Below are 23,363 nucleotides of genomic sequence, written 5' to 3'. Positions count from 1 at the left end.
GCGCACAGCCGCGCACGCCGGCCGGGACACGCCCCAGCCTACCAGCGGCGGCGCGCTACACTGTATGTGAGCGGTAACATCCGTTACCGGCGTACCGTCGCGCACCGCGCGCATCCGTCGAACGCACTATGGAGTGGACCATGACGAAGAACCTTCCTCCCCGCACCGGCCAGCAGTACTCGATCGCCTACGGCGACTATGCGGCCGTCATCACCGAACTGGGCGCCACGCTGCGCAAACTCACCTACCAGGGCCGCAACGTGATCGTGCCGCTGGGCCCCGACGACCAGGTCACCTGCTGCCACGGCCAGCTGCTCGTCCCGTTCCCCAACCGCATCGAGGCGGGCACCTACACGTTCCACGGCACCACCTACACGCTGCCGATCGACGAGCACGACCGCAACACCGCCATCCACGGCTACGGCTACCGCTCCTACTGGCGTCTGGAGGAGCTGACCGAATCGTCCGCCACGCTCTCGTGGCGCGTGCCGAACATGAACGGCTACCCGTTCGACGTCATCGTCACCATCACGTACACGCTCGACGCCGACGGCCTGCACGTCCGCGTCGAGGCCTACAACAACGGCGATAAGACCGCCCCGTGGGCGCTGGCCATCCACCCGTGGCTCGACAACGGCTTCGACGGCTACGGCGACGAGATCGACGGCCACAACGCGCAGTGCCGCCTCACCCTGCCGGCCGCCACGCATGTCACCGTCGACGGCAACCTCATCCCCACCGGCACCGAGCCGGTCGAAGGCACCAAGTACGACCTCAACGCCGGCGTCCTGCTCACCGAGCAGCCGTTCGACGACGCGTGGACCGACCTCGAGCGCGCCGAGGACGGCACCGTCACCGCCGTGTTCGAACGTCCCGACGGCCTGACCGTGCACATCGGCGGCGACGAGACCGTCACCTCCTACCAGGTGTGCACCGGCACCGGATTCCCCGCATGGCAGCATCCGGCCGGCGTCGCCGTCGAACCGCAGACCGCGTACGCCAACGCGTTCAACACCGGCATCGACCTCATCGAGATCGAGCCGGGCGCCACGAGCACGACCGAACTGTTCATCCGGGCCGAGGTGCGCTGAACGCCGGCTTGCGAACGTCGCGACGGTGTGCGATAATCCCGTAGGCTTATTAATCGAGTAAAGGAGTCCAATCATGGGCATGCGCGGACGTAAGCGCAAGGATCGTCGTAAGAAGGCCGCCAACCACGGCAAGCGCCCCAACGCCTGATCTTTGAGCGTGAATAACGCAAGGAGGCCCCCCGCAGCGATCTGCGGGGGGCCTCCGCCTTTACCGGAACCGTATCGGAGTCCCGCCGGGACCGGTCCGGCCGGTTGCGCCCGGCCGGACCGTCCGGATCATTCGCAGCAGCAGCGGTCCAGCGTCTCGCGCAGACGCGCCATCAGACATTCGGGAGCCACGTCGGGGCGCAGATAGGCGCGCATCGCGGCGATCAGCGACCGCTCCATCGCATCGCAGCACGTCTCCGGGTCGAAGCATTCGTCGTCGGACGTCTCCGGGAGCGCGGCGACGACATGCACGTCCGTGCGCGTGACGACGCCGTCGGCGCCCACATGGGTCAGCGACACATGGCCATGCCGTTCGGTCTGTCCGTTCATGAGCGTTCCTCCCCGTTCCCGTTCGTCCCAGAGGTCCTGTTCCCATTATCGTCCGCGCCGGCGCGCTTCGCGGACGGTGAACCCCCGCTCCCGTAGCCGCGTTCGCGCGCGTACGACGCCAGCTCGCGCTTGAGCTGGGTGCGCGCCCGGTTGAGCCGGCTCATCACCGTGCCGATCGCCACGCCCTGCTCGTCGGCCACCTGCCGGTACGTCTTGCCGTCGATGGCCGTGTCGATGAACACCTGACGGCGCTCCGGCGACAGATGTTCCAGCGCGGCGAGGATCTCCTCGGGCGCGAACGCGTCGAAATACTCCTGCTCGGCCGACTTGAGCCCCTCCGACGCATGCTCGGAGGCCGCGTACACGTCCCAGTCGTCGTATTCGCCGGTCGCGTCGTTCGCCCGCTGCGGGCGGCGCTTGGCCTTCGCATACTGGTTGAAGTACGCGTTGCGTTCGATCGTGGTCATCCACGCCTCGAAGTTCGTGCCCTCCGTGAACGTGTCGAACGCCTTGAACGCGCGTTCGAACGTGTCCTGCACCAGATCCTGCGCGTCGTCGGCGTTGTTGGTCAGCTTCATCGCCTGCCGGTAGAGCGCGTCCACGGCGGGCATGGCGAGCCGCTCGAAGCGCCGGCGGCGCTCGCCCATCGTCTCCGCCGGCCGGTCCGGCGCGTTCCGCTCGTCTGTCACGGCACCTTATTGTAGCGGCCCCGCGGTCGGGGCCGCGCCCGCCGCGTCCGGGCCGGCGCGGACGCGGTCCGGACGCGGCGGGAAACGCCGCAGCGGCCACCGAACATGCACATTCCGCACGCTAGAATGGCTAGTCGGTATCACAAAGGGAGAATTCGCATGACTCTGACCCTGCAATCGGCCGCACGCCTGCTCGACGAGCATCATCTGCTGCGCGAGATCATCGCCGACGGCCGCTGGACGCTCGACCCGACCGACGTGGCCGGCCACGACCGTCCGTTCACCGACATCACCTACGACACGCGCACCGTGGCCGACGGGTCGCTCCTGTGCTGCAAGGGCCGTTTCAAGGCCGAGTACCTCGACGGGATCGACGCGCGCGGGCTCGCCGCCTACGTCGCCGAAACGGACCTGTCGGCCGCCACGCACGCCCCCGGCCTCATCGTCGACGACGTGCGCAAGGCGATGAGCCTGCTGGCCGCCGAGTTCTTCGGCCGCCCGCAGGACGATCTGACCGTCATCGGCATCACCGGCACGAAGGGCAAGTCCACCACCGCGTACTTCACGCAGGCGATCCTCAACGCGTACTCGCACGGCCGCTGCGCGCTGTTCTCGTCCGTCGACAACTGCCTCGACGGCCGCACCTACGTCGAATCCGACCTGACCACGCCCGAAAGCCTCGACGCGCTGCGCATGATGCGCACCGCCGTCGACAACGGCATGCGCTACCTCGTCATGGAGGTCTCCTCGCAGGCGTACAAGGTCGAGCGCGTCCACGGGATCACGTTCGACGTGGCCGCGTTCCTCAACTTCTCCCCCGACCACATCAGCCCCATCGAGCACCCCTCGCTCGAGGACTATCTGCACTGCAAGCGCCGCATCGTCGCCAACGCGCGCACGCTCGTCCTCGGCGCCGACTGCGCGGTCGCCCCGCTCGTGCGGCAGGACGCCGCCCGTGCGGGCGTGCCGGTCGCCACGTTCGCGCTGCGCGACCGAGCCGACGCGGCCGCATCCGCCGGCGAGCCGACCGTCATCGCCGTCCCCGCCGACGCGTCGCGCAGCGCGTGGCGCATCCTCGCCGACGGCGCCGACCTGGGCGAATACCGGCTGACGCTCGACGGCGACTTCAACTACTGCAACGCCGCCGCGGCCGTCGCCATCGCGCGCGCCGCCGGCATGCCGCTCGACGACGCCGACGCGCGACGCGCACTGCACGCCATCGAACCGGTGCGCGTCGCCGGCCGTATGGAACGCTTCGACGACACGCTCTCCGACACCGTCGCCGTCGTCGACTACGCGCACAACCGCGCGTCGGTCGGCGCGCTGCTCGACTTCGTCGACGAACGCTTCGGCGAGCGCCGCCCCCGCGTCACGCTCATCACCGGATCGGCCGGCAACAAGGCCGTCGACCGCCGCCGCGACATCGTCGAAGCGGCCCAGCACCGCATCGACCGGCTCATCCTGACCGCCGAGGACACCGACACCGAACCCATCATCGACATCTGCGAGCACATGCGCTCGTACGTGACCGACCCGCGCGTGGACGCCGACATCATCCTCGACCGCACGCAGGCCATCGAACAGGCCGTACGCGAGGCGCGCGCCGACGATGGCCGCCTCGACGTGCTGCTCGTCATCGGCAAAGGCGACGAACGCTGGATCAAGGACCTCAACCGCCACGTCCCCTACGAGGGCGACGACCATGTGGTCGCCCGCCTGTTCTGCCTCGCGACGCCCGGCCTCGAGACTGAGCCCGACACGAACGACCAGCACGCATGACCAGGAAGGACACCATGATCACCATCGAACGCACCTCCCCCGCCGACATGGAGGCGAAGGCCGCGCGCGCAGGCATCGACCTGCCGATCGAGCAGAGCGCCGCATGGGCCGGCTACCAGTCCGGCATCGACGGCCGCACCCCGTGGGGCTGCCTGCTGATCCGCCGCGGCGACGCGCTGCTGGCCGTCGTCTCGCTCATCGACTACGAGACGCACGGCTACCACTACCTGCGCTCCGTGCACGGCCCCGCATGGGCCGCCCGGCCGGACGAGGCCACCGAACGCGAGGCCGTCGACGCGATCCTCGCGTTCGTGCGCAAGGCCGACCATAAGGTCGCGTTCCTGCGCATCGACCTGTGGCACATGGACGCGCCCGGCGCGTTCCCCGTGCTGTCCACCGTGCCGTACAACGAGACCGTCGTCGTCGACCTGACCGGCGGCGACGAGGCGATCCTGGGCCGCATGAAGAAGCGCGGGCGCCGCGACGTGCGCAAGGCCCTGCGTGAAAGCCCCGCCGTGTGCGCCGACGAGACCGGGCAGGCGCTCGCCGACTTCGCCGAATACTACGACGTGATGGTCGAGACCGCGGCGCGCGACGGCTTCTCCCCCGCCCCGATGAGCGACTACACCGACATGGTCGCCGCGCTCGGCCCGGACCACTGCCGTGTGTTCGCCGCGCGCGTCGACGGCCGCGTCGTCGCCTGGGCGATCGTGACGATCAACGGCGAGCGCGCCGTCTACTACTATGCGTGCATGCGCACCGAGGTGATGCGCGCCCTCGTGCCCGACAAGCTGCTGTACTCGTTCTGCTGCGAGCTGGGCGCGCGCGGCTGCACGAGCATCGACCTGATGGGCATCGGCAACGACTTCGCCCCCTCGCTCAAATCGCTCAACACGTTCAAGACGAAGTTCGCCGAGGACACGGTGACGATCGCCGCCGCACGCGACCTGCCCGTCAAGCGCGGCCTGTACGGCGTGCTGCGGCTCGTCAAGCGGCTGCGCGGCGCGATGCGTCGCGGCTGACTGCGGCCGCTGCGGCGGCATGACCGGCACGGCGGCATAGATACGATGATGGCCTCCCCTCGCAGCCCGCGAGGGGAGGCCATCGTTCATGTCGTGCCGGTCATCGCGTCATGACGGCGATGCGCGGCGTCACGCGGTGTCACTCATCGTCGCGGCGGCCGGCGAGACGCTGGCTGACGACCGCGGTCACGCCGTCGTCACGCATCGTCACCCCGTAGAGCGCATCGGCGATCGCCATCGTGCGCTGCTGGTGGGTGATGACGATCAGCTGCGCACGGTCGCGCAGCCGGCCGAACGCGTCCAGCAGGCGCGTCAGGTTCGCGTCGTCGAGCGCCGCCTCGACCTCGTCCATCACGTAGAACGGGCTGGGGCGCGCCGCGAAGATCGCCAGCAGCAGCGCCAACGCGGTCAGCGAGCGTTCGCCGCCCGACAGCAGGCTCAGCTGGCGCACGCGCTTGCCGGCCGGCCGCGCCTCCACGATCACGCCGCTCGTCAACGGGTCGGACGGGTCCTCCAGACGCAGCCGACCGGAGCCGCCCGGGAACAGCGTGGCGAACATCGTCTCGAACGCGGCGGCCGTGTCGTCGAACGCGGAGCGGAACACGTCGGCCATCGTCGCGTCGAGCTCGCGGATCAGACCCATCAGGTCGTCGCGCGAGGCGGCCACGTCGTTGCGCTGGTCGTTGAGGTAGCGGTTGCGCGTCTGCAGCGCCTCGTACTCCTCGATGGCCAGCGGGTTGATGCGGCCCAGCGCGGCCAGGTCGCGCCGCGCCTTGCGCACGCGCTCCTCCTGTTCGGCCCGGTCGAAGGGGACGGTGAGCCAACGGTCCGACGCGGCTCGGTCCGCTTCTTCCCTGGTTCCGGCCTCGGTTCCAACCTCGGTCGCGGAGTCGGAGTCGGACGACTCGGCGGCCGGCACGGGGGCGCCGCCCTCGTCGAGCACCGGCACCGGATTGTCCGGCCCGTAGTCGCGCACCAGCGTTTCCACGTCCATGCCCAGTTCGTCCGAGGTGCGCTGTTCGACGGCCGTGACCTGCGCGGCCACGCGCTCGCGGTCCACGTCGAGCGCATGTTCGCGCACCGTCAGGTCGTTGACCTGCGGTTCGACCGCGTCGCGTTCGGCGCGCAGCCGTCGCAGCTCCTCGTCGTGCGACGCCGCAGCGGTCTGCAGCGTATCGCGCTCCTCATCCACATGCGTCAAAGCCTGCTCGGCGAGGGCGACTGCCGCGCGCGCCTGCCCGCCGATCGCGCGCAGACGTTCGGCCTTGGCCCGTCGCTGCGCGTTGCGTTCGGCGATGCGCGCCAGCCGCTGCGCGGACTCCTCGGCCTGGTCGCGCAGCATGCCCGCCTGACGGGAGAACGATTCGGCCTTGCGGTCGGTCTCCGACCAGGCCAGACGCGTCTCGACCTCGCGTTCGCGCGCGGCGCGCAGCGACGCGTCGAGTTCGCGTTCGCGTTGTTCCAGCGACGCCGGGTCGACGTCGCCGTCGCGCAATGCGGTGAGCGTCTCCAGTTCGCCGGTCAGACGGTCCGCTTCGGCCCGGTGCGCCGCCGCGTCCTTCGCATTGGCGGCGATGCGTTCGTCGACCGCCCCGAGGCGGACGTCGCATGCGCGCAGCGCGGCCTCGGCGTCCTCCATCGCCTTGGCGGCCTGCTGGGCGCGCACCCGGCGTTCGGCGTGCATGGCCGTGGCGCGTTCCACGCCGGCTCGGGCCTCGTCGCGCAGACGGCGGGCGTCGGCCAGCTCGGCCTCGATCCGGTCGAGTGCGACGCGCAGGTCGCGGACCTGATCGAGCGCCTTGTCGCGGCGCGCCGCCAGCGCCAGGTCGCTCTGGGCCGACGACGAGCCGCCGGCGACGGCGACCCGGTTGACGAGCTCGCCGTCGCGGGTGACGGCCTGCATGGCCCGGCCGTCGCGGACCGTGTCCATCGCCTCGTCGAGCGTGGCCGCGGCCGCCACGTCTTCGAGCAGCACCCGTACGGCGCGCACGACGGCCTGCGCCTGCGCCGCGTCGGGCGCCTGCGGGTTGGCGTGCACGAGCGCGGCGGCCGACCCGGCCGAACCGTTGTCGCCGGTCATGCCATCCGAATCCCCGTCGTCGCCGGCAACGTCGGTTGCCGCCGGCAGCGGAGCGAGCGCGGCCATGCGTCCCATACGGCCTTCGCGGGCGCGGGCCAGCGCATGCGCGGCCGCATCCGTGTCCGGCACGACGATCGCTCCGGAGAACGCCGCCAGCGCGTGCGAGACCGCCTCCTCCCAGCCCTCCTCGACGCGGATGAAGTCGGTCAGGCGGCCCAGCATGCCGGCGGCCGGATCGTGGGCGAGCGCGTCGGCGGCGTCGCGGTGGTCGAGCGCGTCGGTCAGCGCGTCGGCCTTCGCGTTCAGCGAGATGATCCGGCCTTCGGTGTCGTGGCGGCGTTCGGTCAGGTCGTTGAGCAGGTTCTGCCGCGCCGACAGCAGATGCCGGGCCTCGTCGAGCGCGGCCGACCCGTCGTCGCCGTCGCCGACCGCCGCGGCGCGCAGCGCCTCGATCCGCCGGGCGCATTCCTCGCGCCGGGCGAGCGTCGTGTCGCGTTCGGCGGCGAAGTCGCGGCTGCGCGCCTCGGTCAGGGCGATCGCGGATTCGGCGCGGGCGATGGACTGGCGCAGCCGCATCGCATGCTCGTCGCGCTCCTGCGCGCTGCGGCGCAGTTCGGCCATCGTGCGCCGCACGTCGGCGAGCGCATGCTCGTCGTCGGCGGCGAGGCGCACGGCCTGGTCGTAGGCCTGTTTGGCGTCGTCGGCGGCGCGGCGGATGTCGGCGGCCTGGCCGGCGAGTTCGTCGGCGCGGGCGCGCAGCACGTCGGGGTTCTCCCCCGGATGCTCCTCGACCGACGCTTCGAGGGCCGCGGTGCGTTCGTCGGCGAGCGCGGCGAGCGCGTGGAGGCGTTCGCGCAGCCGGGTCAGCTCGTGCCAGTGGCCGTTGATGAGCGCCATCGCGGGGGAAGCGTCGAGCGAGGCGGCCTCGACCTGTTCGATGCGCAGGCGGATGCGGGCCAGTTCGCGGCGGCGCTCGTTCAGGTCGTGGCGTACGCCGGTCAGTTCGGCGCGGATCGCGTCTCGCCGTGCGGCGGCGTCGACCGCGTCGGCGGCGATGAGTCGGGCGGTGGCGTCGCGCAGGGCGATCTGGATGCCGTCGGCCTTGCGCGAGACGCGCGCCTGCCGGCCGAGCGGTCCCATCTGGCGTCGGATCTCGCCCAGCAGGTCGTCGAGCCGGGCGAGGTTCGTCTCGGTGTTGGCGAGCTTCCTGAGCGCGCGCTCCTTGCGTCGGCGGTGCTTGAGGATGCCGGCGGCCTCTTCGATGAACGCGCGGTGGCCGGCCGGGTCGGCGCGCAGAATCGCGTCGAGGCGGCCCTGGCCGACGATGACGTGCATCTGCTGGCCCAGTCCGGTGTCGCTGAGCAGCTCCTGGACGTCGAGCAGACGGCAGGGGGTGCCGTTGATCGCGTATTCGGAGCCGCCGTTGCGGAACAGGGTGCGCGAGATCGTCACTTCCGTGTAGTCGATGTCGAGCGTGCCGTCGGCGTTGTCGATGGTGAGCGTCACCTGGGCGCGGCCGAGCGCGGGCCGGGTGGCGGTGCCGGCGAAGATCACGTCCTCCATCGAGGTGCCGCGCAGGTTGCGCGCGCCCTGTTCGCCCATGACCCAGGCGAGCGCGTCGACGATGTTCGACTTGCCGGACCCGTTGGGGCCGACGACGGCGGTGATGCCGGGTTCGAAGCGCAGCGTGGTGGGCGACGCGAAGGATTTGAAGCCTTTGAGGGTGAGTTCCTTGAGATGCACCGGGGCGTTACTCCTCGAAGGCGTCGAGGTCGGAGCCCGTACCGTCCTCGCCGTCGCCGGCCGACCGGGCGGAGGCTTTGGCCAGACGGCGGCGCAGGCCCAGTCCGGTGAAGTCCTCGGCGTCGAAGTCGGGGTTCGCGTCGGTGGCGAAGTCCTCGTCGGCGTCCGGTTCGGCCGCGTCCGCCGCCTCGGCGGCATCGGCGCCCGGCAGCGCGGCGTCGAGCGTCGGGTTGACGCGCTGCGCCTTGGGACGGGCCAGGTCGGGGTTCATGCGCTCCTCGAGCATCGTACGCGCGTCGCCGGCGGTCACGAAACTGCCGCACACGAGCACGCCGCGGCCGTAGCCGACGCCCAGCTCGTCCTCGGCGTCGACCTCGTTGACGGCCTCCTGGATCGCGTCGGGCAGGTCGTCGATGCGGGTGACGCGGTCGGGGCCGAACACGCGCACGGCGACCTTCTCCAGCTCCTCGGCGGGCATGACGCGTTCGCGCCACGAGTTCTCGGTGACGATGATGCGGCTGACGACCGGTTCGATCACGCCCAGATACTCCTCGACCTGCTTGTCGCCCATCATCGCGACGACGGCGACGAGCTGCTCGAAGTGGTAGTTCTCCTCGATGGCGTCGCGCAGCGCCTCGGCGGCGTTGACGTTGTGGCCGCCGTCGATGATGATGGTCGGCGACGTGCGCACCTGTTCGATGCGGCCGGGCACCTTGACGCCGCCGAGCGCCTCGGCGACCAGGTCGCCGTCGAGCGCGCCGGAGACGGGGATGACGGCCTCGGCGGCGGCGAGCGCCGCGAGCGCGTTGTGGGCCTGGTGTTCGCCGAACTTGGCGACCGGGACCTCCGTGTAGGTACCGAGCGGCGTGGCGAGGGTGGCGACCTGGCCGCCGACGGCGGGCATGCGCGAGACGACCTCCATCTCGTGGCCGTCGCGCACGATCCGGGCGCCCTTGGTGCGCGCCTCGGCCTCGAGGATCGGCATGACCTCGTCCTCGTGCGGCTGGCGGCCGACGACGACGGTGCAGCCGGGCTTGATGATGCCGGCCTTCGTCTCGGCGATCTGTTCGACGGTGTCGCCCAGCCATGCCATGTGGTCCATGTCGATGGGGCCGATGACGGCGGCGTCGGCGTCGATCGCGTTGGTGGCGTCCCAGCGGCCGCCCATGCCGACCTCCATGACGGCCACGTCGACGGGGGCGTCGGCGAACTTCCAGATGGCCATGGCGGTGAGGACCTCGAAGAAGCTCATGCGCGGCTTGCCGAGCTGGTCCATGCGCGCGTCGACGAGGTCGACGATGCCCTTGACCTGGTCCCATGCGTCGATGAAGTCGTCGTCGCTCAGCTGCTGGCCGTCGATGGCGATGCGTTCGTTGATGCGCTCCAGATGCGGCGACGTATACAGGCCGGTGCGCATGCCGTAGGCGCGGCAGATGGCCTCGGCCATGCGCGCGGTGGAGCCCTTGCCGTTGGTGCCGGTGACGTGAATGACGCGGAACGACTCCTCGGGGTGGCCGAACAGGTCGAGGATGAGGTTCATCCGGTCGAGGTCCAGGTTGGTCATGTTGTGTTCGGGGGCGCGGCGCATGATGTCGCGTTCCACGTCCCGGATGGTTTCGTTGCTGCGGTTCGGATGCTCGAATGACATACCGTCTGTGTCCTCACTCGTTGGCCGGCCCGCCGCCGGCGGCTCGTACAATCCCAAACCACACATCATAGCCGTACGTGCGCCGTGGGCGTCGGGGTTGCGCCGTGGACGTCCGGCGGGCGCCGACGCTCCGGCGCGCGGAGTGTGCGCGTGCCGCCCACGCACTAGGATGGGACCGGTATTGCAAGCAATCTCATGAGCATGAAGGAGTGTCGATGAGCGAGACCATCGCCGAGCAGGCCGCATCGCATGACGAGCAGCCCAACGCGGATCGCGTGAACAACCGTACCCTGAGCCCCCGCGCCGCCTCGTTCAAGGAGTTCATGGCCTCCGGCTGGGACAACCAGGAGCCCGAGGTGGAGCCGCTGGAGTCCAGCCGCTACATCCAGGCGCGTCTGACGGCGCTGGGCGCCGCGTTCCCGGGCGAACGACTGGTGATCCCGGCCGGCCAGCCGAAGGTGCGCGCCAACGACTGCGACTACGCGTTCCGTCCGGATACGACGTTCGCCTACTACACGGGTCTGGGCCAGGATTACGAGGCGGGCGCGGTGCTCGTGCTCAATCCGGTCGACCCGGCCTCCCCGGAGGCGGCCGACGGCCGCACGCACGAGGCGGAGCTGTTCGTCGCGCCGCGCGCCGACAATGCGACCGAGGAGTACTACACGAACGCCCAGTACGGCGAGTACTGGGTGGGCCCGCGCGCGGGCCTGCGCGAGCTGGCGGCGATGACCGGCATCGAGACGCATGACATCGCGCAGCTGGCCGATGCGATCGGCAAGGACACGGGTGAGGGCGCCGGCGCGGTGCGCGTGCGCGTCGTGCGCGAGACCGACCCGCAGATCACGCAGATGGTCGAACGCGTGCGCGCGGCCGCCGGCGCCGACCCGGACGCGGCGTCCCATGACGACGACAAGCTGCACGAGGTCGCCGCCGAGGCGCGCATGATCAAGGACGAGTACGAGATCGGCGAGATGCGCAAGGCCGTGGCCGCCACGAAGAAGGGCTTCGACCGCATCCTCCAGAAGCTGCCGGCCGTGCTCGACCAGCCGCGCAGCGAGCGCGTGCTCGAGGGCGCGTTCAACTCGGTGTCGCGCGAGGAGGGCAACGAGGTCGGCTACGATTCGATCATCGCCTCGGGCGCGCACGCGCCGATCCTGCATTGGATGCGCAACACCGGCACCGTGCGCTCCGGCGAGCTGCTGCTCATCGACGCGGGCGTCGAGACCGACAGCCTGTACACGGCCGACATCACCCGCACGTTCCCCACGAACGGCGTGTTCACCGACCTGCAGCGCGACATCTACCAGACGGTGCTCGACGCCCAGCAGGCCGGCTTCGAGGCCGCGAAGGTGGGCGCCACCTATTCGGACATCCATCACGCGGTGATGCGCGTGCTGGCGCAGAAGCTGCACGACTGGGGCATCCTGCCGGTCAGCGTCGAGGAGTCCCTCTCCCCCGAGGGCCAGCAGCACCGCCGCTGGCACGCCTGCGGCTGCGCGCATCATCTGGGCCTCGACGTGCACGACTGCGCGCAGGCCCGCTTCGAGGCGTACCAGGGCGCGCCGATCCGCCCGGGCATGATCTTCACGATCGAGCCGGGCCTGTACTTCAAGGAGAACGACCTCATGGTCCCGCCGGAGTTCCGCGGCATCGGCGTGCGCATCGAGGACGACGTGCTCATGACCGAGAACGGCCCCGAATGGATCTCCATCGACATCCCGAAGCAGATCGAGGACGTCGAGGCCTGGATGCGCGAGATGGCACGCTGATGGCGACCCCCGAGTTCATCCTCACGCTGCGCGAGAAGATCGGCCACGACCTGCTGTGGCTGATCGGCGTGACCGGCTGCGTGGTCGACGACCAGGGCCGCATCCTGCTGGGCCGCCGCTCCGACAACGGCCTGTGGGCGCTCGTCTACGGCGTCAACGAGCCGGGCGAGCAGCCCGCCGACACGGTCGTGCGCGAGGTGAAGGAGGAGACGGGCGTCGACGCCGAGGTCACCGACCTCGTCGCGGTCGTCTCCGACACGAAGACCACCACGTACGCCAACGGCGACGTCACGATGTACATGGACCATTCGTTCCTGTGCCGCGTGCGCCCGGGCGGCAACGCCGAGCCGTTCGTGGGCGACGACGAGAGCCTGGCCGTCGGCTGGTTCCCCCTCGATGCGCTGCCCGAGCCGCTGGCGCCCAGCACCGTGGAGCGGCTCGCCCGCTTCCGCCGCTACATCGCGGCCAAGGCGGACGGCGACGCGCACGCCATGTTCATCACCGACGGCGAACTGCGCTGACCCGTCGCAAGACCCCCGTGAGGGCCGGGGCATCCCCATCGGGGGATGCCCCGGCCCTCGCATGTCTCGGGGCAGATCTCAGGCGCGCACGCCCGTCGGCGCGCCGACGCGCAGCAGGTCGGCGAGCCGCCATACGACGGCGCCGACGCGCGCCAGTTCGGCGTCGCGGCCCGTCTCCCGCCACAGGTCGCGGTAGTCCTCGAACCAGCGTTCGAGCGCGCCGGCCACGGCCGCGGCGTCGCGCATGCCCCCGCGGTCGGGCACGACGCCGCGGTCGGCGGCCAGACGCCAGCCGGCCTCGTCGAGCAGGTCCTGGCCGGCGCAGGCGCGCATCAGCGCCCGGCCGTCCGGCGACGACGGGCGCACCGCGGCGGCGGCCATCGCCTCCTGCATGGTCCGCAGCGCGCCGGGCGCGTCGGGCACGCGTTCCAGCCGCGGCGCGAGCGCGCGCAGGAACGCGAGACGCGCCTCGTCCACGTCGTCGCATCCGGCGACGGCGCGCTCGGCATCGTCGGACGACCATGCGAACGTGGCCAGCGTATCCCGGGCGGGCGCGCCGTCGCCCAGATCGAGCTCCAGCAGACGCACCGCGTCGTGCCAGGGGAAGGCGGCGGCGCTCCCCTGTTCGTCCCATGCGCGCATGACCGCGCCGGTGGGGTCGGCGAACATGGCCAGTCCGATGCGCCGCAGCACGTCGTCGTAGCCGGCGGCCCCGCCGTTCCACGCGCATTCGGCGGCCATCATCATGCCGGGGGCGCTCAGCCGCGGATCGTTGACGTGCCCGTAGTCGCCCCAGTCGGTGACGAGGAAACCGGCCGCCCCGTGGCGGATGCCGTGGCCGGCCATCGGCGCGATGTTGTGCCATGCGTGTCCGAGCAGCGGCAACGTGCGGTTCCATCCGTGCACCGCGGGGCACACGTACTGGCGTACGCCGGCCGCGGCCAGCGTGGCGGTCTTCGCGTCGGACGGGTCGGGCTCGTACTGCCAGTTGAGCAGCGTCGCGTGGGCGTCGAGGTCGCCCAGCGTCTCGGGATGGGCGAGCGCCACGTCGGCCCACAGCATCGGTTCGCGGCCCTGTGCGGCGATGTGCGCGCACAGCCGGTTCACGTAGCCCACGTACATGGCGCCCACGCCGGTGCGCGCCGCCTCCTCGTGCGAGCGCCCGCGTCCGAGGTCGAACGTCTCGTCGGCGCACAGGTTGAACCGGCGCGAGGAGAACAGCGGCATGTACTCGTCGATGAGCCGCGTCGACAGTTCGTACGCCTCGTCGAGGGTGATGTTGAGCGTGTGGTGGGCCATGCGTTCCACGAACGAGAACGGCCGGTCGGCGTCGTCGGGCAGTTCGCCCAGATGGCGCAGTCCGCGGGTGCGCAGCGCCGCGTACAGGTGGCCGAACGTGGAGATGGACGGCACCAGTTCGATGCCGTGGTCCCGGCAGTACGCGTCGAACGCCATGATGTCCTCGGGGCGCAGCGGGTCGGCGCCGCGCCATGCCTCGCTCAGCCACGGGAACGCGAACGAGTGCTCGATGTACAGGTGCAGTTGGTTGTACTGGCGCAGTTCCAGGTCGCGCGCCCACTCCCTGAGGCGTTCGAGCGTGGGGACGCGGCCGCGCGTCACGTCGAGGTAGTAGCCGCGCACCGCGTAGGCGGGCTCGTCGGCGATGCGCAGGACGGGCAGGAGGCCGGCGGTGCCGCGGATGAGCTGGCGTGCGGTCTGCACGCCGGCGCGCAGTCCGGCCTCGCCGCCGCCGGCGATCGTCATCGCGCCGTCGGCTGTGTCGATCGTGTACGCGCGTTCGCCGAGCGTGCCGTCCAGGCGCATGCGCACCTCGCCGTCCCAGCCGCGCGCGCCGTGCCAGACGCCGCCGGTGGATGCCTCGAGGTCGGCGCGCAGCTCGTCGATGAGGACGGGCAGGCCGATGCGCTCCTCCTGCACGACCGTGCCGGCGTGGAGGGAGACGTAGGCGTCCGTTTCGACGCGCACGTCGCGCGGCCAGGGCAGCAGCGCGATCGGGGCGCCCTTCACGTGCAGACCGTCGGGGGCCACGGGTTCATAGGTCATCGTCGTTCCTTTCGTCGGGCTGCGGCGCCCGGTCGTCCGTGCCGTCGCGCGCCCGCTGCGATGCGGGATGCGACGGTCTTTCCCGAGGGTATCAGCCGTGCGCGCCGTCCCGTCGCCGTCGCGCCGGCGTGTCGGCGGACGCGGCGCGCGGCGGGTCCCCATATAGTGGCATCGGCACGATTCCATCCCGCGCCGCCGCAGCGACGTCGTGCTCCGGCGGCGCCTCGACGACGAATACGGTGGTTCCCATGACCGATCCCCATTCCGGCGGCTCGCTGCTCGCCGACGACCTGCACGACTATGCGCGGCGCCTGATCGGGGCGCGCGCCGACCTGCTCGCGTGCGCCCCGCATGCCGGCCGCACGCTCGACGCGCTCGACGGCGACCGGCTCACCCTGATGCGGCTGGCGTACGGCGCGCTGCCGGCCGGCGACGTGATCGACTGCGATCCGGCCGTCCTGCTCGCCTACGCGGACCATGCGCTGATGCTGCGTGCGACGATGCCGCGCGTGCGCGACCTGCCGTCGGACGCGTTCGTGCATTTCGTGTTCTGGCCGCGCATCAACAACGAACGTCTCGACGACAGCCGGCTCGTGTGCCATGCGGCGCTGCGCGACCGTACGGCGGGTCTGGACGACGCGCGCGCACTGCTGGAGACGAACTACTGGTGCGCCGAGCACGTCACCTACCAGCCGTCCGACGGGCGCACGCTGGGCGCGTCGGGCGCGCTGAACCGCGGCGTGGGCCGTTGCGGCGAGGAGTCGACGCTGCTGGTGACCGCGCTGCGTGCGATCGGCATCCCGGCACGGCAGGTCTATACGCCGCGCTGGGCGCACTGCGACGACAACCACGCCTGGGTCGAGGCGTATGTGGACGGCCGCTGGCGCTTCCTGGGCGCGTGCGAGCCGGAGGAGCAGCTCGACCGCGGCTGGTTCGACAGGGCATCCACGCGCGCGATGCTCGTGCATGCGCGCGTGTTCTGCGACTACACGCAGGGCAATGTGGACGTGCGGGCGAGCGCCGGCGACGACGGCACGAGCCTGCTGTGCAATCTGACGGCCGACTATGCGCCGGTCGGCGTGCTGCGCGTGCGCGTCCTGCGCGCCGACGGGACGCCGGCGGCGGGCGCGCATGCGGCGGCGGAGCTGCTCAACATGGCCGAATACTATCCGATCGCCGTCGCGGACGCCGACGATGACGGCGTCGCGGCGCTGACGCTGGGCCGCGGCAGCGTGCGCGTGCACGTCTCCGACGGCGTCTCGTTCGCCGATGCGATCGTGGACGTGGCGGACGCGGACGGCCGCGAGATCGCGCTGACGCTGCCCGCCGCCCCGTTCTCCGATGCGGACGCCGAGGCGGATGCCGGCACGGACGGCCGCTGGCGTGACGTGGATCTGAAGGCCCCGTCCACCGGCGTGACGCGCAGCCTGCCGCTGACCGACGACCAGCAGCGGGTCACGGTGGAGCGTCGGGCGCAAGCGGAGGCGAAGCGCGTCGCGCGCGTCGCCGCGTTCGCGGATCTGGTCGATGCGGCGACGCGCGCCGCCCTGGCGCGATGCTACCCGCAGGCGGCCGAATCGGGCGATCTGGACCGCATCCTGACGATGGCGGGCGGCAATCTGACCGCCGTCGCCGCCTTCCTGCTGGGCGGCGACGGCGCCGACGCGCCGCTGCGCATGGCGCTGGCGGCCGGATTGCGCGACAAGGACCTGTGCGACGTGTCCGCGGCGGTGCTCGACGATGCGCTGGCCGGCGCCGTGGCGGTGCGTGACGAGGCGGCCGCGGCCGGCGTCGACGGGCGCACGTTCGCCGACTATGTGCTGGCGCCGCGCGTGCTGGACGAGGAGCTGCGCGCCGACCGTGTGCGGCTGCGTCGTCTGCTCGAGGAGTCCGGCATGGCCGACGCGCTGCGCGCCGATCCGGCGTCCGTCCTGCCGTATGTCGAACGCCGCGTGCGGGTCACGTTGTCGGGTGATTCGTGCGCGACGGTGATCTCCCCGTCGGGGGTGCTGTCCTCGGGCGTGTCCACCGAGACGTCCACGCGAATCGCGTTCGTGTCCGTATGCCGTGCGCTGGGCGTGCCGGCCCGACTGCATCCGGAGACCGGCGAACCCGAGTACTGGGCCGACGGCGGCTTCCGTCGCGCCGTGCAGGCCGGCGCCGCGCCGGTGCCGCCGGGCGGACGGCTGACGCTGACGGCGCCCGAGGGATCGGAGCCGGCCTACTGGAAGGACTGGAGTCTGGGCCGGCTGCACGATCAGCCGCACGGCGTCGACTTCCTGTCGCTCGACCTCGAGGACCGTTCCTGGAGCGACGGACGCATGGAACTCGCACTCGACGAGGGCGCGTACCGGCTGGTCACGACCGTGCGTCTGCCCGATGGCGGCCAGCAGGCGTGCGAGCGCGTGTTCCACCTGCATGAGGGCGACGATCTGACGGTGGAGCTGCGTCTGCGCGAACCGAGCGAGGAGGAGCTGCTCGAGAGCATCCCGGTCGACGACGTCACGTTGACGGACGAGGACGGCGCCCGTCTGCCGCTCTCCTCGCTGCTGGACGGACGCACGGTCCTGGCGGTCCTCGACGCGCACGGTTCGGAGCCGAGCATCCACGTGCTCGACGAGCTGGCCGCACGCATGCGTCAGGACGGCGGCGCCGCGGCCGGCATCGGCGACGCGGCCTCGCCGGCCGTGCCGATCCTGCTGGCGGCCTGCCCGGCCGACGCGCCGCTGTCGGCCACGCTCTCGCGCATGATCGGCCGCGTCGGCGCGCCGACGCGCGTGCCGCGCTGCGATCCGGCGACCTACGAGCGGCTCACGCGCGGCATGTTCGTCGACCCGGACAAGACGCCGCTGATCCTGACGACCCGCCGCGACGGCGACGCGATCGTCGGCACGTACGCGTGCACCGGCTACAACGTCGGTTCGGTCGATCTGGCGCTGCGTCTGGCCTCCATGTGATGTCGCCGCAGCCGACGCGGGCATGGCGAAGGCCCTGCGGATCCCCTCACTGATCCGCAGGGCCTTCGCGTATCCGGATCCCGGCTCCGTTGCCGGGGCGGTGGATCGCCGTCTAGCGCAGCTTGCGGCCGGCGCACCACACCTCGCCCACGGTCCACGTGGCCGGGTCGGTGAGCAGCAGGTCGGCGGCGAAGCCGGGGGCGATCAGGCCGATCGGGTCGCCGGTGACCGGATTGGGACGGTCGTAGCCGAACGCCCTGGCGCCGGTGAGCGTGGCCGCCTCGACCGCGTCGACCGGCGAGATGCCCAGATCGAGCACGGCGCGGCGCACCGCGTGCTCGAGCAGCAGCGTCGAGCCGGCGATGGCGCCGTTGGACACGAGGCGCGCATGCCCGTCGATGACGTTCACGTCGAGCGCGCCGAGCTTGTACGCGCCGTCCGGGCAGTCGGTGGCGGCCATCGCGTCGGTGACGAACGCGGTGCGGTGGGGCGCGAAGCGGAAGCTGAGCGACACCATCGGGTCGTCGACGTGGAATCCGTCGTTGATGAGCTCGACGGTGACGCGCGGGTCCTCCACGGCCGCGGGGATCGGGCCCGGCTTGCGGTGGTGCAGACCGTTCATCGCGTTGAACATGTGGGTCATGATGCCCGCGCCCGCGTCGAAGCCGCGGCGGGCCATGTCGTAGTCGGCGTCGCAGTGGCCGACCGCGGGCACGACGCCGGCGGCGGCGAACTGGCGGATCGAGCTCAGGCCGTGCGGCAGTTCGGGGGCGATGGTGATCTGGCGCAGGCAGCCGTCGGCGGCCTCGAGCAGCTCGTCGACCAGTTCGGGCACCGGGTCCTTGAGGCATTCCGGGTCGTGCGCGCCCTTGCGCGCCATCGCCAGGAACGGGCCCTCCAGGTGGGCGCCGAGCACGTCGGGGCGCTCGTCCATCTTGGCGCGCACGTTGCGCAGGTTGGCGCACATCACGTCGATCGGGTTGGTGATCAGGGAGAGCACCTGACGGGTGGTGCCGTGCCAGGCGTGGCCGGCGCGGGCGATGTCGATGCCGTCGGGGCCGTCGTCGAACGACTTCTCCCACGATCCGTGCGCGTGGATGTCGATGTAGCCGGGGGTCAGCAGGCGGCCGTCCGCCTCGATGATGCACGATTCGTCGGCCGGGTCGAGGCCGACGGAACGGCAGGCGGATTCGAACGCCTCGTCGTCGGTGCCGGTGTAGCGGATCACGCCGTCGGAGGCGACGACCCAGTAGTGGTCCTGCACGCCGCGGGCGTCGACCTTGCGCGCCCCGCGGATGGCGATGCGGCCCGGCTCCCCCTTCAGCGCCGCGGTGATGTCCGATACGATCTGCTCCCGTGATTGGCTCATGTCAGCTCCTTTACTGCGTCGCGGGTTTTTGTTAATATTATATGCATAAATGCTGCATCTCATTCTTCCAGTGTTTTCACTGCTTCGGCTGCATACGCCCCTGTACAATGAGCTTGACTTCCCCCCAGCTCCCAATCCGTCGGACCGCCGTAAGTGCGGCCCAGACCGAACGGAAAGGCAGACATGACCGAACATGCACTCAAGCGTATCGCCGGCAAGGCCAAGGCAAGTCCGGCCGACGTACGCAGGAACAACCGTTCACTGATCTTCAATCTGCTGTTCCCCTCCAGCCAATACTCCCGCGCCGATCTGGGCCGTCTGACAGGACTGTCCCGGGTGGCGGTCTCCGACGTGGTCAACGACATGCTCGACGAGGGCATCATCCGCGAGAACGGGTACGAGACCGGCACCGGCAAGGGCAAGCGCGGCACGCTGCTGAGCATCGACACCACCCGTCTGCACATCATCAGCCTCGACCTGTCGCAGCAGTATCTGCTCCAGGGGGCCATGACCGACCTGCTGGGCACGCCCCGCCAGCGCATGGAGGTCGCCCTCGACCCCGAATCCGAGATCGGCATCGACGTGATCGTGCAGCTGGTGGACCAGCTGCGCACCGACATCGACGCGACCGACGCGACCGTCATCGGCATCGGCGTCTCCTGCCCGGGCGTCGTGGAGAACGGCGTCGTGCGCGTGTCCACCCAGCTGGGATGGCGCGACGTCGATCTGAAATCCGTCATCGAGAGCCGCTTCGGCATCCCCGTGACCGTCTCGAACGACGTGACCAGCTCGATGCTCACCGAACGCTACTTCGGCCAGGCCGGCCCCGACCTGCTGTTCGTCAAGGTCGACCAGGGCGTCGGCGCGGCGCTCCTCATCGACGACGCGCCGGTGCACGGCGTGGGCAACGCGGGCGGCGAGATCGGCCACATCTCGATCGACCCGGACAGCGGCCCGCAGTGCCCGTGCGGCAAGCGCGGCTGCATGGAGATGCTGATCTCCGCGCCCGCGCTGCGCACGCGCATGGCCGACGAGGACCGCGAGGGACGGCGCGACATACTGCGCAAGGCCGGCACGTATCTGGCCTCCGCGCTCGCCATGCCGGTGGGCCTGACCGACATGGCGGACATCTGCGTCTACGGTCCGCCGGACATCGTCAACAACACGCTGCTGGAGGCGGCGCAGGAACGCCTCAACCGGGCCACCGCGTCGCAGTTCCACGCCGTCACGACGATCCGCCGCTGCCAGTGCGGCGCCGACGTGACGCTGCACGGCGCCGCCATCGCGGTGCTGCGCGAGTACTTCAGCCTGCAGTAGCCGGCCCCGGCGGGCCGTCCGGACACGGCCCGCATGACGAAAGGCGGCGGACTCCCCTTGCGGGGGATCCGCCGCCTTTCACGTTCGCGGGTCCGTTCCGGCGGCGCCGCCGGAACGGATGCGTCAGGCCAGCGCCGCGCCGATCGCCGCGGTGGGCAGGTCGAACGGGGCGAGCCGCAGTCGGGACGCCAGGTCGAGGCCCTTGAGGAACGGGCAGGCCGCCTCGCGCGTGCGCAGCTCGTCGACGATGACCTCGACCAGCGGCTCGCCGGTCTTGGCCATGCCGCCGCCGAGGATGATCGTCTTCGGATCGACCGACTGGGCGGCGATCTGCAGCGTGTCCACAATCGCATGGACGACGATGCCGAGCACGCGTCCCGCCGCCTGTTCGCCGGCGCGGGCGCGGGCGATCAGGTCGGGCATCGGCGGCACGCCGTCGTCGGTGGGCCACAGTCGGGCCACCGACGCGCCGGAGCACACGGTCTCGAGGCATCCGGCCTGCCCGCACGGGCAGGGGAAGCGGTTCGGGTCGACCGGCACGTGGCCGATCTCGCCGGCCGCACCGGAGCTGCCGTGCTGGAGCACGCCGTCGATGAGGATGCCGGCCGCCAGGCCGGTGCCGAAGTTGAGGAACACGACGGTGCCGTCGAGGTCCTCGCCCAGGACGACCGCGGCGGCGCCGACGGCGGCCGCGTTCACGTCGTTGTCGACGTGGACGGGCACGCCGAGCCGCTGCGAGACGAGCGCGCCCAGTTCGAGTTCGGTCACGTCGAGGTTGACGACGTTGGCGATGCGGCCGGTGGCCGAGTCGACCTGGCCGGGGGTGCCGATGCCCACGCGGGTGACGTCGGCGAGGCGGTCGCCGGCCACGTCGCGCGCGATCGCGCACACGTCGTCGACGACCAGGTCGGCGCCGCGGCGTGCGGGGATGCGCAGCGTGCCTGCGACCGCGCCGGACTCGTCCAGCAGCACCGCCTCGATCTTGGTGCCGCCCACGTCGATGCCGATCAGCGGCCTGCGGCTGGTGTCGTTGCCCATGACGCTCTCCTGCCCTTCCCTGCGCGGTCCGTCAGATGCCCTGCCAGGCCGGCTTGTGGGCGAACGCGTAGCGGTAGTAGTCCTTGTGGCGCAGCTGGGAGGCGGCGGCCTCGTCGACGATGATCGTGGCGTGCGGGTGCAGCTGCAGCGCGGAGGCCGGGCAGAAGGCGGAGATGCCGCCCTCGACGGTCTGGGCGATGGCCTCGGCCTTGTTCTCGCCGAAGGCGAGCAGCACCAGATGACGGGCCTTGAGGATCGTGCCGACGCCCTGGGTGATGCAGTGGGTGGGGACCTGGTCGATGTCGTCGTCGAAGAAGCGGGCGTTGTCGACGCGGGTCTGCTGGACGAGCGTCTTGACGCGGGTGCCGGAGGCGAGCGAGGAGCCCGGCTCGTTGAAGCCGATGTGGCCGTCGGCGCCGATGCCGAGGATCTGCACGTCGATGCCGCCGGCGGCCTCGATGGCCGCGTCGTACGCCTCGCCGGCGTGGGCGACCTTGTCGCCGTCTTCGATCGGCGCGCCGTCGAGCACGTCGCCGGGCACGTGGACGAGCTCGGGGTTCAGGCCCAGCGGTTCGACGACGGTGCGGTGGATGGTGCTGTGGTAGGACTCCGGGTGCTCCAGCGGCAGGCCCAGGTACTCGTCGAGCGCGAAGCCGCGCACGTGCGACACGTCGATGCCCTCGGCCTCGACCTTGGCGGCGAGCGCCTTGTAGGCGGCGAGCGGGCTGGATCCGGTGGCCAGGCCCAGGACGGCGTCGGGCTTGGTGCGGATGAGGTCGGCCACACAGTCGGCGTACAGCTTGCCGGCTTCGGCCTCGTTGTCGACGATGATGATTTCGGCCATGATGGTCCCCTTTCGTTGGGTGGGATGGCATTGGTATGGGGATGGGCGGGTCGTTCGTTGACCCCACTATTTGTAAAGTATATATGCATAAAAGACAAGCGCGGGGCGGGACACGCCGCGTCCGCCCCCGCGCCGTCGCGCCGCGGTCGTCAGCGCATGGCGGCGACGGCCGCGCGCACGAAGTCGCGGTCGGTGCGTTCGATCGGCGTGTCCCCGCCGCCGCCCGGCCCGCCGGCCGACGCGACGAGCCGCTTGGCGGACAGGTGGACCGCATCGACGCCGGTGGCGCGCACGTCGCCGATGTTGTCGAGGGTGACGCCGCCGCCGGCTTGGATCTGGATGCGGCCCGCGGCGTGGCCGACGAGCTCACGCAGCCGCCAGGCGCCCTCGCCGGCGTTCGGGGCGCCGCCGGAGGTGAGCACGCGGTCGTAGCCGAGGTCGATGAGCGCGTCGAGGGCGGCGAACTGGTCGGGCACCATGTCGAAGGCACGGTGGAAGGTCAGCTGCACGCGCCGGTTGCACCGCTCCCCCTCCTCACGCGCGGCCTCGGCCAGCCGCCGGGCGAAGTCGAGGTCGATGCCGCCGTCGGAGGCTAGGCCGCCGACGACGACGCCGCTGGCGCCGGCGAGGATGGCGAAGCGCACGTCGACGGCCTGCACGTGCTTCTCGCCCTCGTCGAACACGAAGGATCCGGCGCGCGAGCGGATGAGCGCCTGCACGCCCTGCGGCAGCCCCACGTGGGCGCATGACTGGATCAGTCCGAAGCTGGGGGTGAGTCCGCCGGTGGCGCCCAAGGCCATGCACAGCTCGACGCGGTCGGCGCCCTCCTCAAGGGCGATGCGCGCGCCGTCGACGTCCTGCACCGCGATTTCAATCGTCATCGTGTCACCTTCCT

Annotated in this window: 18 protein-coding genes; 8 read left to right on the top strand and 10 right to left on the bottom strand. The window is 71.1% G+C overall.

Annotation, left to right across the window (positions count from 1 at the left end; all coding sequences use genetic code 11):
• Positions 1-140 precede the first annotated feature (140 nt).
• Positions 141-1,091 (top strand): aldose 1-epimerase family protein, encoded by a 951-nt coding sequence (locus D2E24_RS04455; RefSeq protein ID WP_125968115.1) that lies wholly within the window; start codon positions 141-143, stop codon positions 1,089-1,091.
• Between the two features lie 73 nt (positions 1,092-1,164).
• Positions 1,165-1,239, top strand: a complete 75-nt coding sequence (locus D2E24_RS10805; protein ID WP_003817083.1) for a 50S ribosomal protein bL37 — start codon at positions 1,165-1,167, stop codon at positions 1,237-1,239.
• 128 nt (positions 1,240-1,367) lie between these two features.
• Here D2E24_RS10805 and D2E24_RS04450 read toward each other — a convergent pair whose 3' ends face one another.
• Both D2E24_RS04450 and D2E24_RS04445 read right to left on the bottom strand, forming a co-directional pair.
• A complete protein-coding gene (locus tag D2E24_RS04450) occupies positions 1,368-1,628 on the bottom strand; it encodes a hypothetical protein (protein ID WP_125968114.1) in 261 nt (86 codons plus the stop codon).
• Complete coding sequence (locus D2E24_RS04445; protein WP_125968144.1) at positions 1,625-2,275, bottom strand: sigma-70 family RNA polymerase sigma factor; 651 nt, start codon at positions 2,273-2,275, stop codon at positions 1,625-1,627. The genes D2E24_RS04450 and D2E24_RS04445 overlap by 4 nt, the downstream gene beginning before the upstream one ends.
• 201 nt (positions 2,276-2,476) lie before the next feature.
• Here D2E24_RS04445 and D2E24_RS04440 point away from each other — a divergent pair, with 201 nt between their 5' ends.
• Positions 2,477-4,096 carry a UDP-N-acetylmuramoyl-L-alanyl-D-glutamate--2,6-diaminopimelate ligase gene (locus tag D2E24_RS04440; RefSeq protein ID WP_125968113.1) on the top strand — a complete coding sequence of 540 codons (1,620 nt, stop codon included), beginning with the start codon at positions 2,477-2,479 and terminating at the stop codon, positions 4,094-4,096.
• Positions 4,097-4,110: 14 nt separating this feature from the next.
• Positions 4,111-5,118, top strand: a complete 1,008-nt coding sequence (locus D2E24_RS04435) for a lipid II:glycine glycyltransferase FemX (RefSeq protein ID WP_125968143.1) — start codon at positions 4,111-4,113, stop codon at positions 5,116-5,118.
• Between the two features lie 139 nt (positions 5,119-5,257).
• Here D2E24_RS04435 and smc read toward each other — a convergent pair whose 3' ends face one another.
• Both smc and D2E24_RS04425 read right to left on the bottom strand, forming a co-directional pair.
• Entirely contained in the window at positions 5,258-8,941 is a 3,684-nt protein-coding gene (gene smc / locus D2E24_RS04430) for a chromosome segregation protein SMC (protein WP_125968112.1), read from the bottom strand.
• Between the two features lie 7 nt (positions 8,942-8,948).
• Positions 8,949-10,589 carry a bifunctional folylpolyglutamate synthase/dihydrofolate synthase gene (locus tag D2E24_RS04425; RefSeq protein ID WP_125968111.1) on the bottom strand — a complete coding sequence of 547 codons (1,641 nt, stop codon included), beginning with the start codon at positions 10,587-10,589 and terminating at the stop codon, positions 8,949-8,951.
• A gap of 215 nt (positions 10,590-10,804) precedes the next feature.
• Between D2E24_RS04425 and D2E24_RS04420 the strand changes: the two genes are divergently transcribed.
• The gene (locus tag D2E24_RS04420; protein WP_125968110.1) at positions 10,805-12,358 is read left to right on the top strand and encodes an aminopeptidase P family protein; all 1,554 of its coding nucleotides are present in this window, start codon (positions 10,805-10,807) and stop codon (positions 12,356-12,358) included.
• Entirely contained in the window at positions 12,358-12,879 is a 522-nt protein-coding gene (locus D2E24_RS04415; protein ID WP_125968109.1) for an NUDIX hydrolase, read from the top strand. Before D2E24_RS04420 ends, D2E24_RS04415 begins: the two co-directional genes overlap by 1 nt.
• Before the next feature lie 78 nt (positions 12,880-12,957).
• Here the strand turns inward: D2E24_RS04415 and D2E24_RS04410 are convergent, their stop codons facing one another.
• Together D2E24_RS04410 and D2E24_RS10265 are read right to left on the bottom strand one after the other, a co-directional pair.
• On the bottom strand, positions 12,958-14,943 hold the full coding sequence (locus tag D2E24_RS04410; protein ID WP_125968108.1) for a glycoside hydrolase family 20 zincin-like fold domain-containing protein: 1,986 nt from the start codon (positions 14,941-14,943) through the stop codon (positions 12,958-12,960).
• 91 nt (positions 14,944-15,034) lie between these two features.
• Positions 15,035-15,193 (bottom strand): hypothetical protein, encoded by a 159-nt coding sequence (locus tag D2E24_RS10265; RefSeq protein ID WP_164521001.1) that lies wholly within the window; start codon positions 15,191-15,193, stop codon positions 15,035-15,037.
• Here D2E24_RS10265 and D2E24_RS04405 point away from each other — a divergent pair.
• A complete protein-coding gene (locus D2E24_RS04405; RefSeq protein ID WP_125968107.1) occupies positions 15,192-17,900 on the top strand; it encodes a transglutaminase-like domain-containing protein in 2,709 nt (902 codons plus the stop codon). The genes D2E24_RS10265 and D2E24_RS04405 overlap by 2 nt on opposite strands.
• A 112-nt stretch (positions 17,901-18,012) precedes the next feature.
• On the opposite strand, the gene D2E24_RS04400 is transcribed toward D2E24_RS04405, so the two are convergent.
• Positions 18,013-19,269: an N-acetylglucosamine-6-phosphate deacetylase gene (locus tag D2E24_RS04400; RefSeq protein ID WP_125968106.1), complete on the bottom strand. Its 1,257-nt coding sequence runs from the start codon at positions 19,267-19,269 to the stop codon at positions 18,013-18,015.
• A 183-nt stretch (positions 19,270-19,452) separates the two neighbouring features.
• Between D2E24_RS04400 and D2E24_RS04395 the strand changes: the two genes are divergently transcribed.
• A complete protein-coding gene (locus tag D2E24_RS04395) occupies positions 19,453-20,586 on the top strand; it encodes an ROK family transcriptional regulator (RefSeq protein ID WP_125968105.1) in 1,134 nt (377 codons plus the stop codon).
• A gap of 123 nt (positions 20,587-20,709) precedes the next feature.
• On the opposite strand, the gene D2E24_RS04390 is transcribed toward D2E24_RS04395, so the two are convergent.
• The 3 genes from D2E24_RS04390 to D2E24_RS04380 form a co-directional block, all read right to left on the bottom strand.
• A complete protein-coding gene (locus D2E24_RS04390; RefSeq protein WP_125968104.1) occupies positions 20,710-21,624 on the bottom strand; it encodes an ROK family protein in 915 nt (304 codons plus the stop codon).
• A 31-nt stretch (positions 21,625-21,655) separates the two neighbouring features.
• On the bottom strand, positions 21,656-22,468 hold the full coding sequence (gene nagB / locus D2E24_RS04385; protein ID WP_125968103.1) for a glucosamine-6-phosphate deaminase: 813 nt from the start codon (positions 22,466-22,468) through the stop codon (positions 21,656-21,658).
• Positions 22,469-22,617: 149 nt separating this feature from the next.
• Positions 22,618-23,349, bottom strand: coding sequence for a copper homeostasis protein CutC (locus D2E24_RS04380; protein WP_125968102.1), 732 nt, complete (start codon positions 23,347-23,349; stop codon positions 22,618-22,620).
• Positions 23,350-23,363: the final 14 nt, after the last annotated feature.

The organism is Bifidobacterium samirii, assembly GCF_003952945.1.
GTDB lineage: Bacteria > Actinomycetota > Actinomycetes > Actinomycetales > Bifidobacteriaceae > Bifidobacterium > Bifidobacterium samirii.
The sequence above is the reverse complement of the archived record's forward strand: the minus strand, read 5'-3'. Positions and strand labels throughout refer to the sequence as shown.

Coding starts and splice junctions, on each gene's coding strand:
- D2E24_RS04455 (WP_125968115.1), top strand. CDS start 141: ATGACGAAGAACCTTCCTCCCCGCACCGGCCAGCAGTACTCGATCGCC.
- D2E24_RS04450 (WP_125968114.1), bottom strand. CDS start 1,628: ATGAACGGACAGACCGAACGGCATGGCCATGTGTCGCTGACCCATGTG.
- D2E24_RS04445 (WP_125968144.1), bottom strand. CDS start 2,275: ATGGGCGAGCGCCGCCGGCGCTTCGAGCGGCTCGCCATGCCCGCCGTG.
- D2E24_RS04440 (WP_125968113.1), top strand. CDS start 2,477: ATGACTCTGACCCTGCAATCGGCCGCACGCCTGCTCGACGAGCATCAT.
- D2E24_RS04435 (WP_125968143.1), top strand. CDS start 4,111: ATGATCACCATCGAACGCACCTCCCCCGCCGACATGGAGGCGAAGGCC.
- D2E24_RS04425 (WP_125968111.1), bottom strand. CDS start 10,589: ATGTCATTCGAGCATCCGAACCGCAGCAACGAAACCATCCGGGACGTG.
- D2E24_RS04420 (WP_125968110.1), top strand. CDS start 10,805: ATGAGCGAGACCATCGCCGAGCAGGCCGCATCGCATGACGAGCAGCCC.
- D2E24_RS04415 (WP_125968109.1), top strand. CDS start 12,358: ATGGCGACCCCCGAGTTCATCCTCACGCTGCGCGAGAAGATCGGCCAC.
- D2E24_RS04410 (WP_125968108.1), bottom strand. CDS start 14,943: ATGACCTATGAACCCGTGGCCCCCGACGGTCTGCACGTGAAGGGCGCC.
- D2E24_RS04405 (WP_125968107.1), top strand. CDS start 15,192: ATGACCGATCCCCATTCCGGCGGCTCGCTGCTCGCCGACGACCTGCAC.
- D2E24_RS10265 (WP_164521001.1), bottom strand. CDS start 15,193: ATGGGAACCACCGTATTCGTCGTCGAGGCGCCGCCGGAGCACGACGTC.
- D2E24_RS04400 (WP_125968106.1), bottom strand. CDS start 19,269: ATGAGCCAATCACGGGAGCAGATCGTATCGGACATCACCGCGGCGCTG.
- D2E24_RS04395 (WP_125968105.1), top strand. CDS start 19,453: ATGACCGAACATGCACTCAAGCGTATCGCCGGCAAGGCCAAGGCAAGT.
- D2E24_RS04390 (WP_125968104.1), bottom strand. CDS start 21,624: ATGGGCAACGACACCAGCCGCAGGCCGCTGATCGGCATCGACGTGGGC.
- nagB (WP_125968103.1), bottom strand. CDS start 22,468: ATGGCCGAAATCATCATCGTCGACAACGAGGCCGAAGCCGGCAAGCTG.
- D2E24_RS04380 (WP_125968102.1), bottom strand. CDS start 23,349: ATGACGATTGAAATCGCGGTGCAGGACGTCGACGGCGCGCGCATCGCC.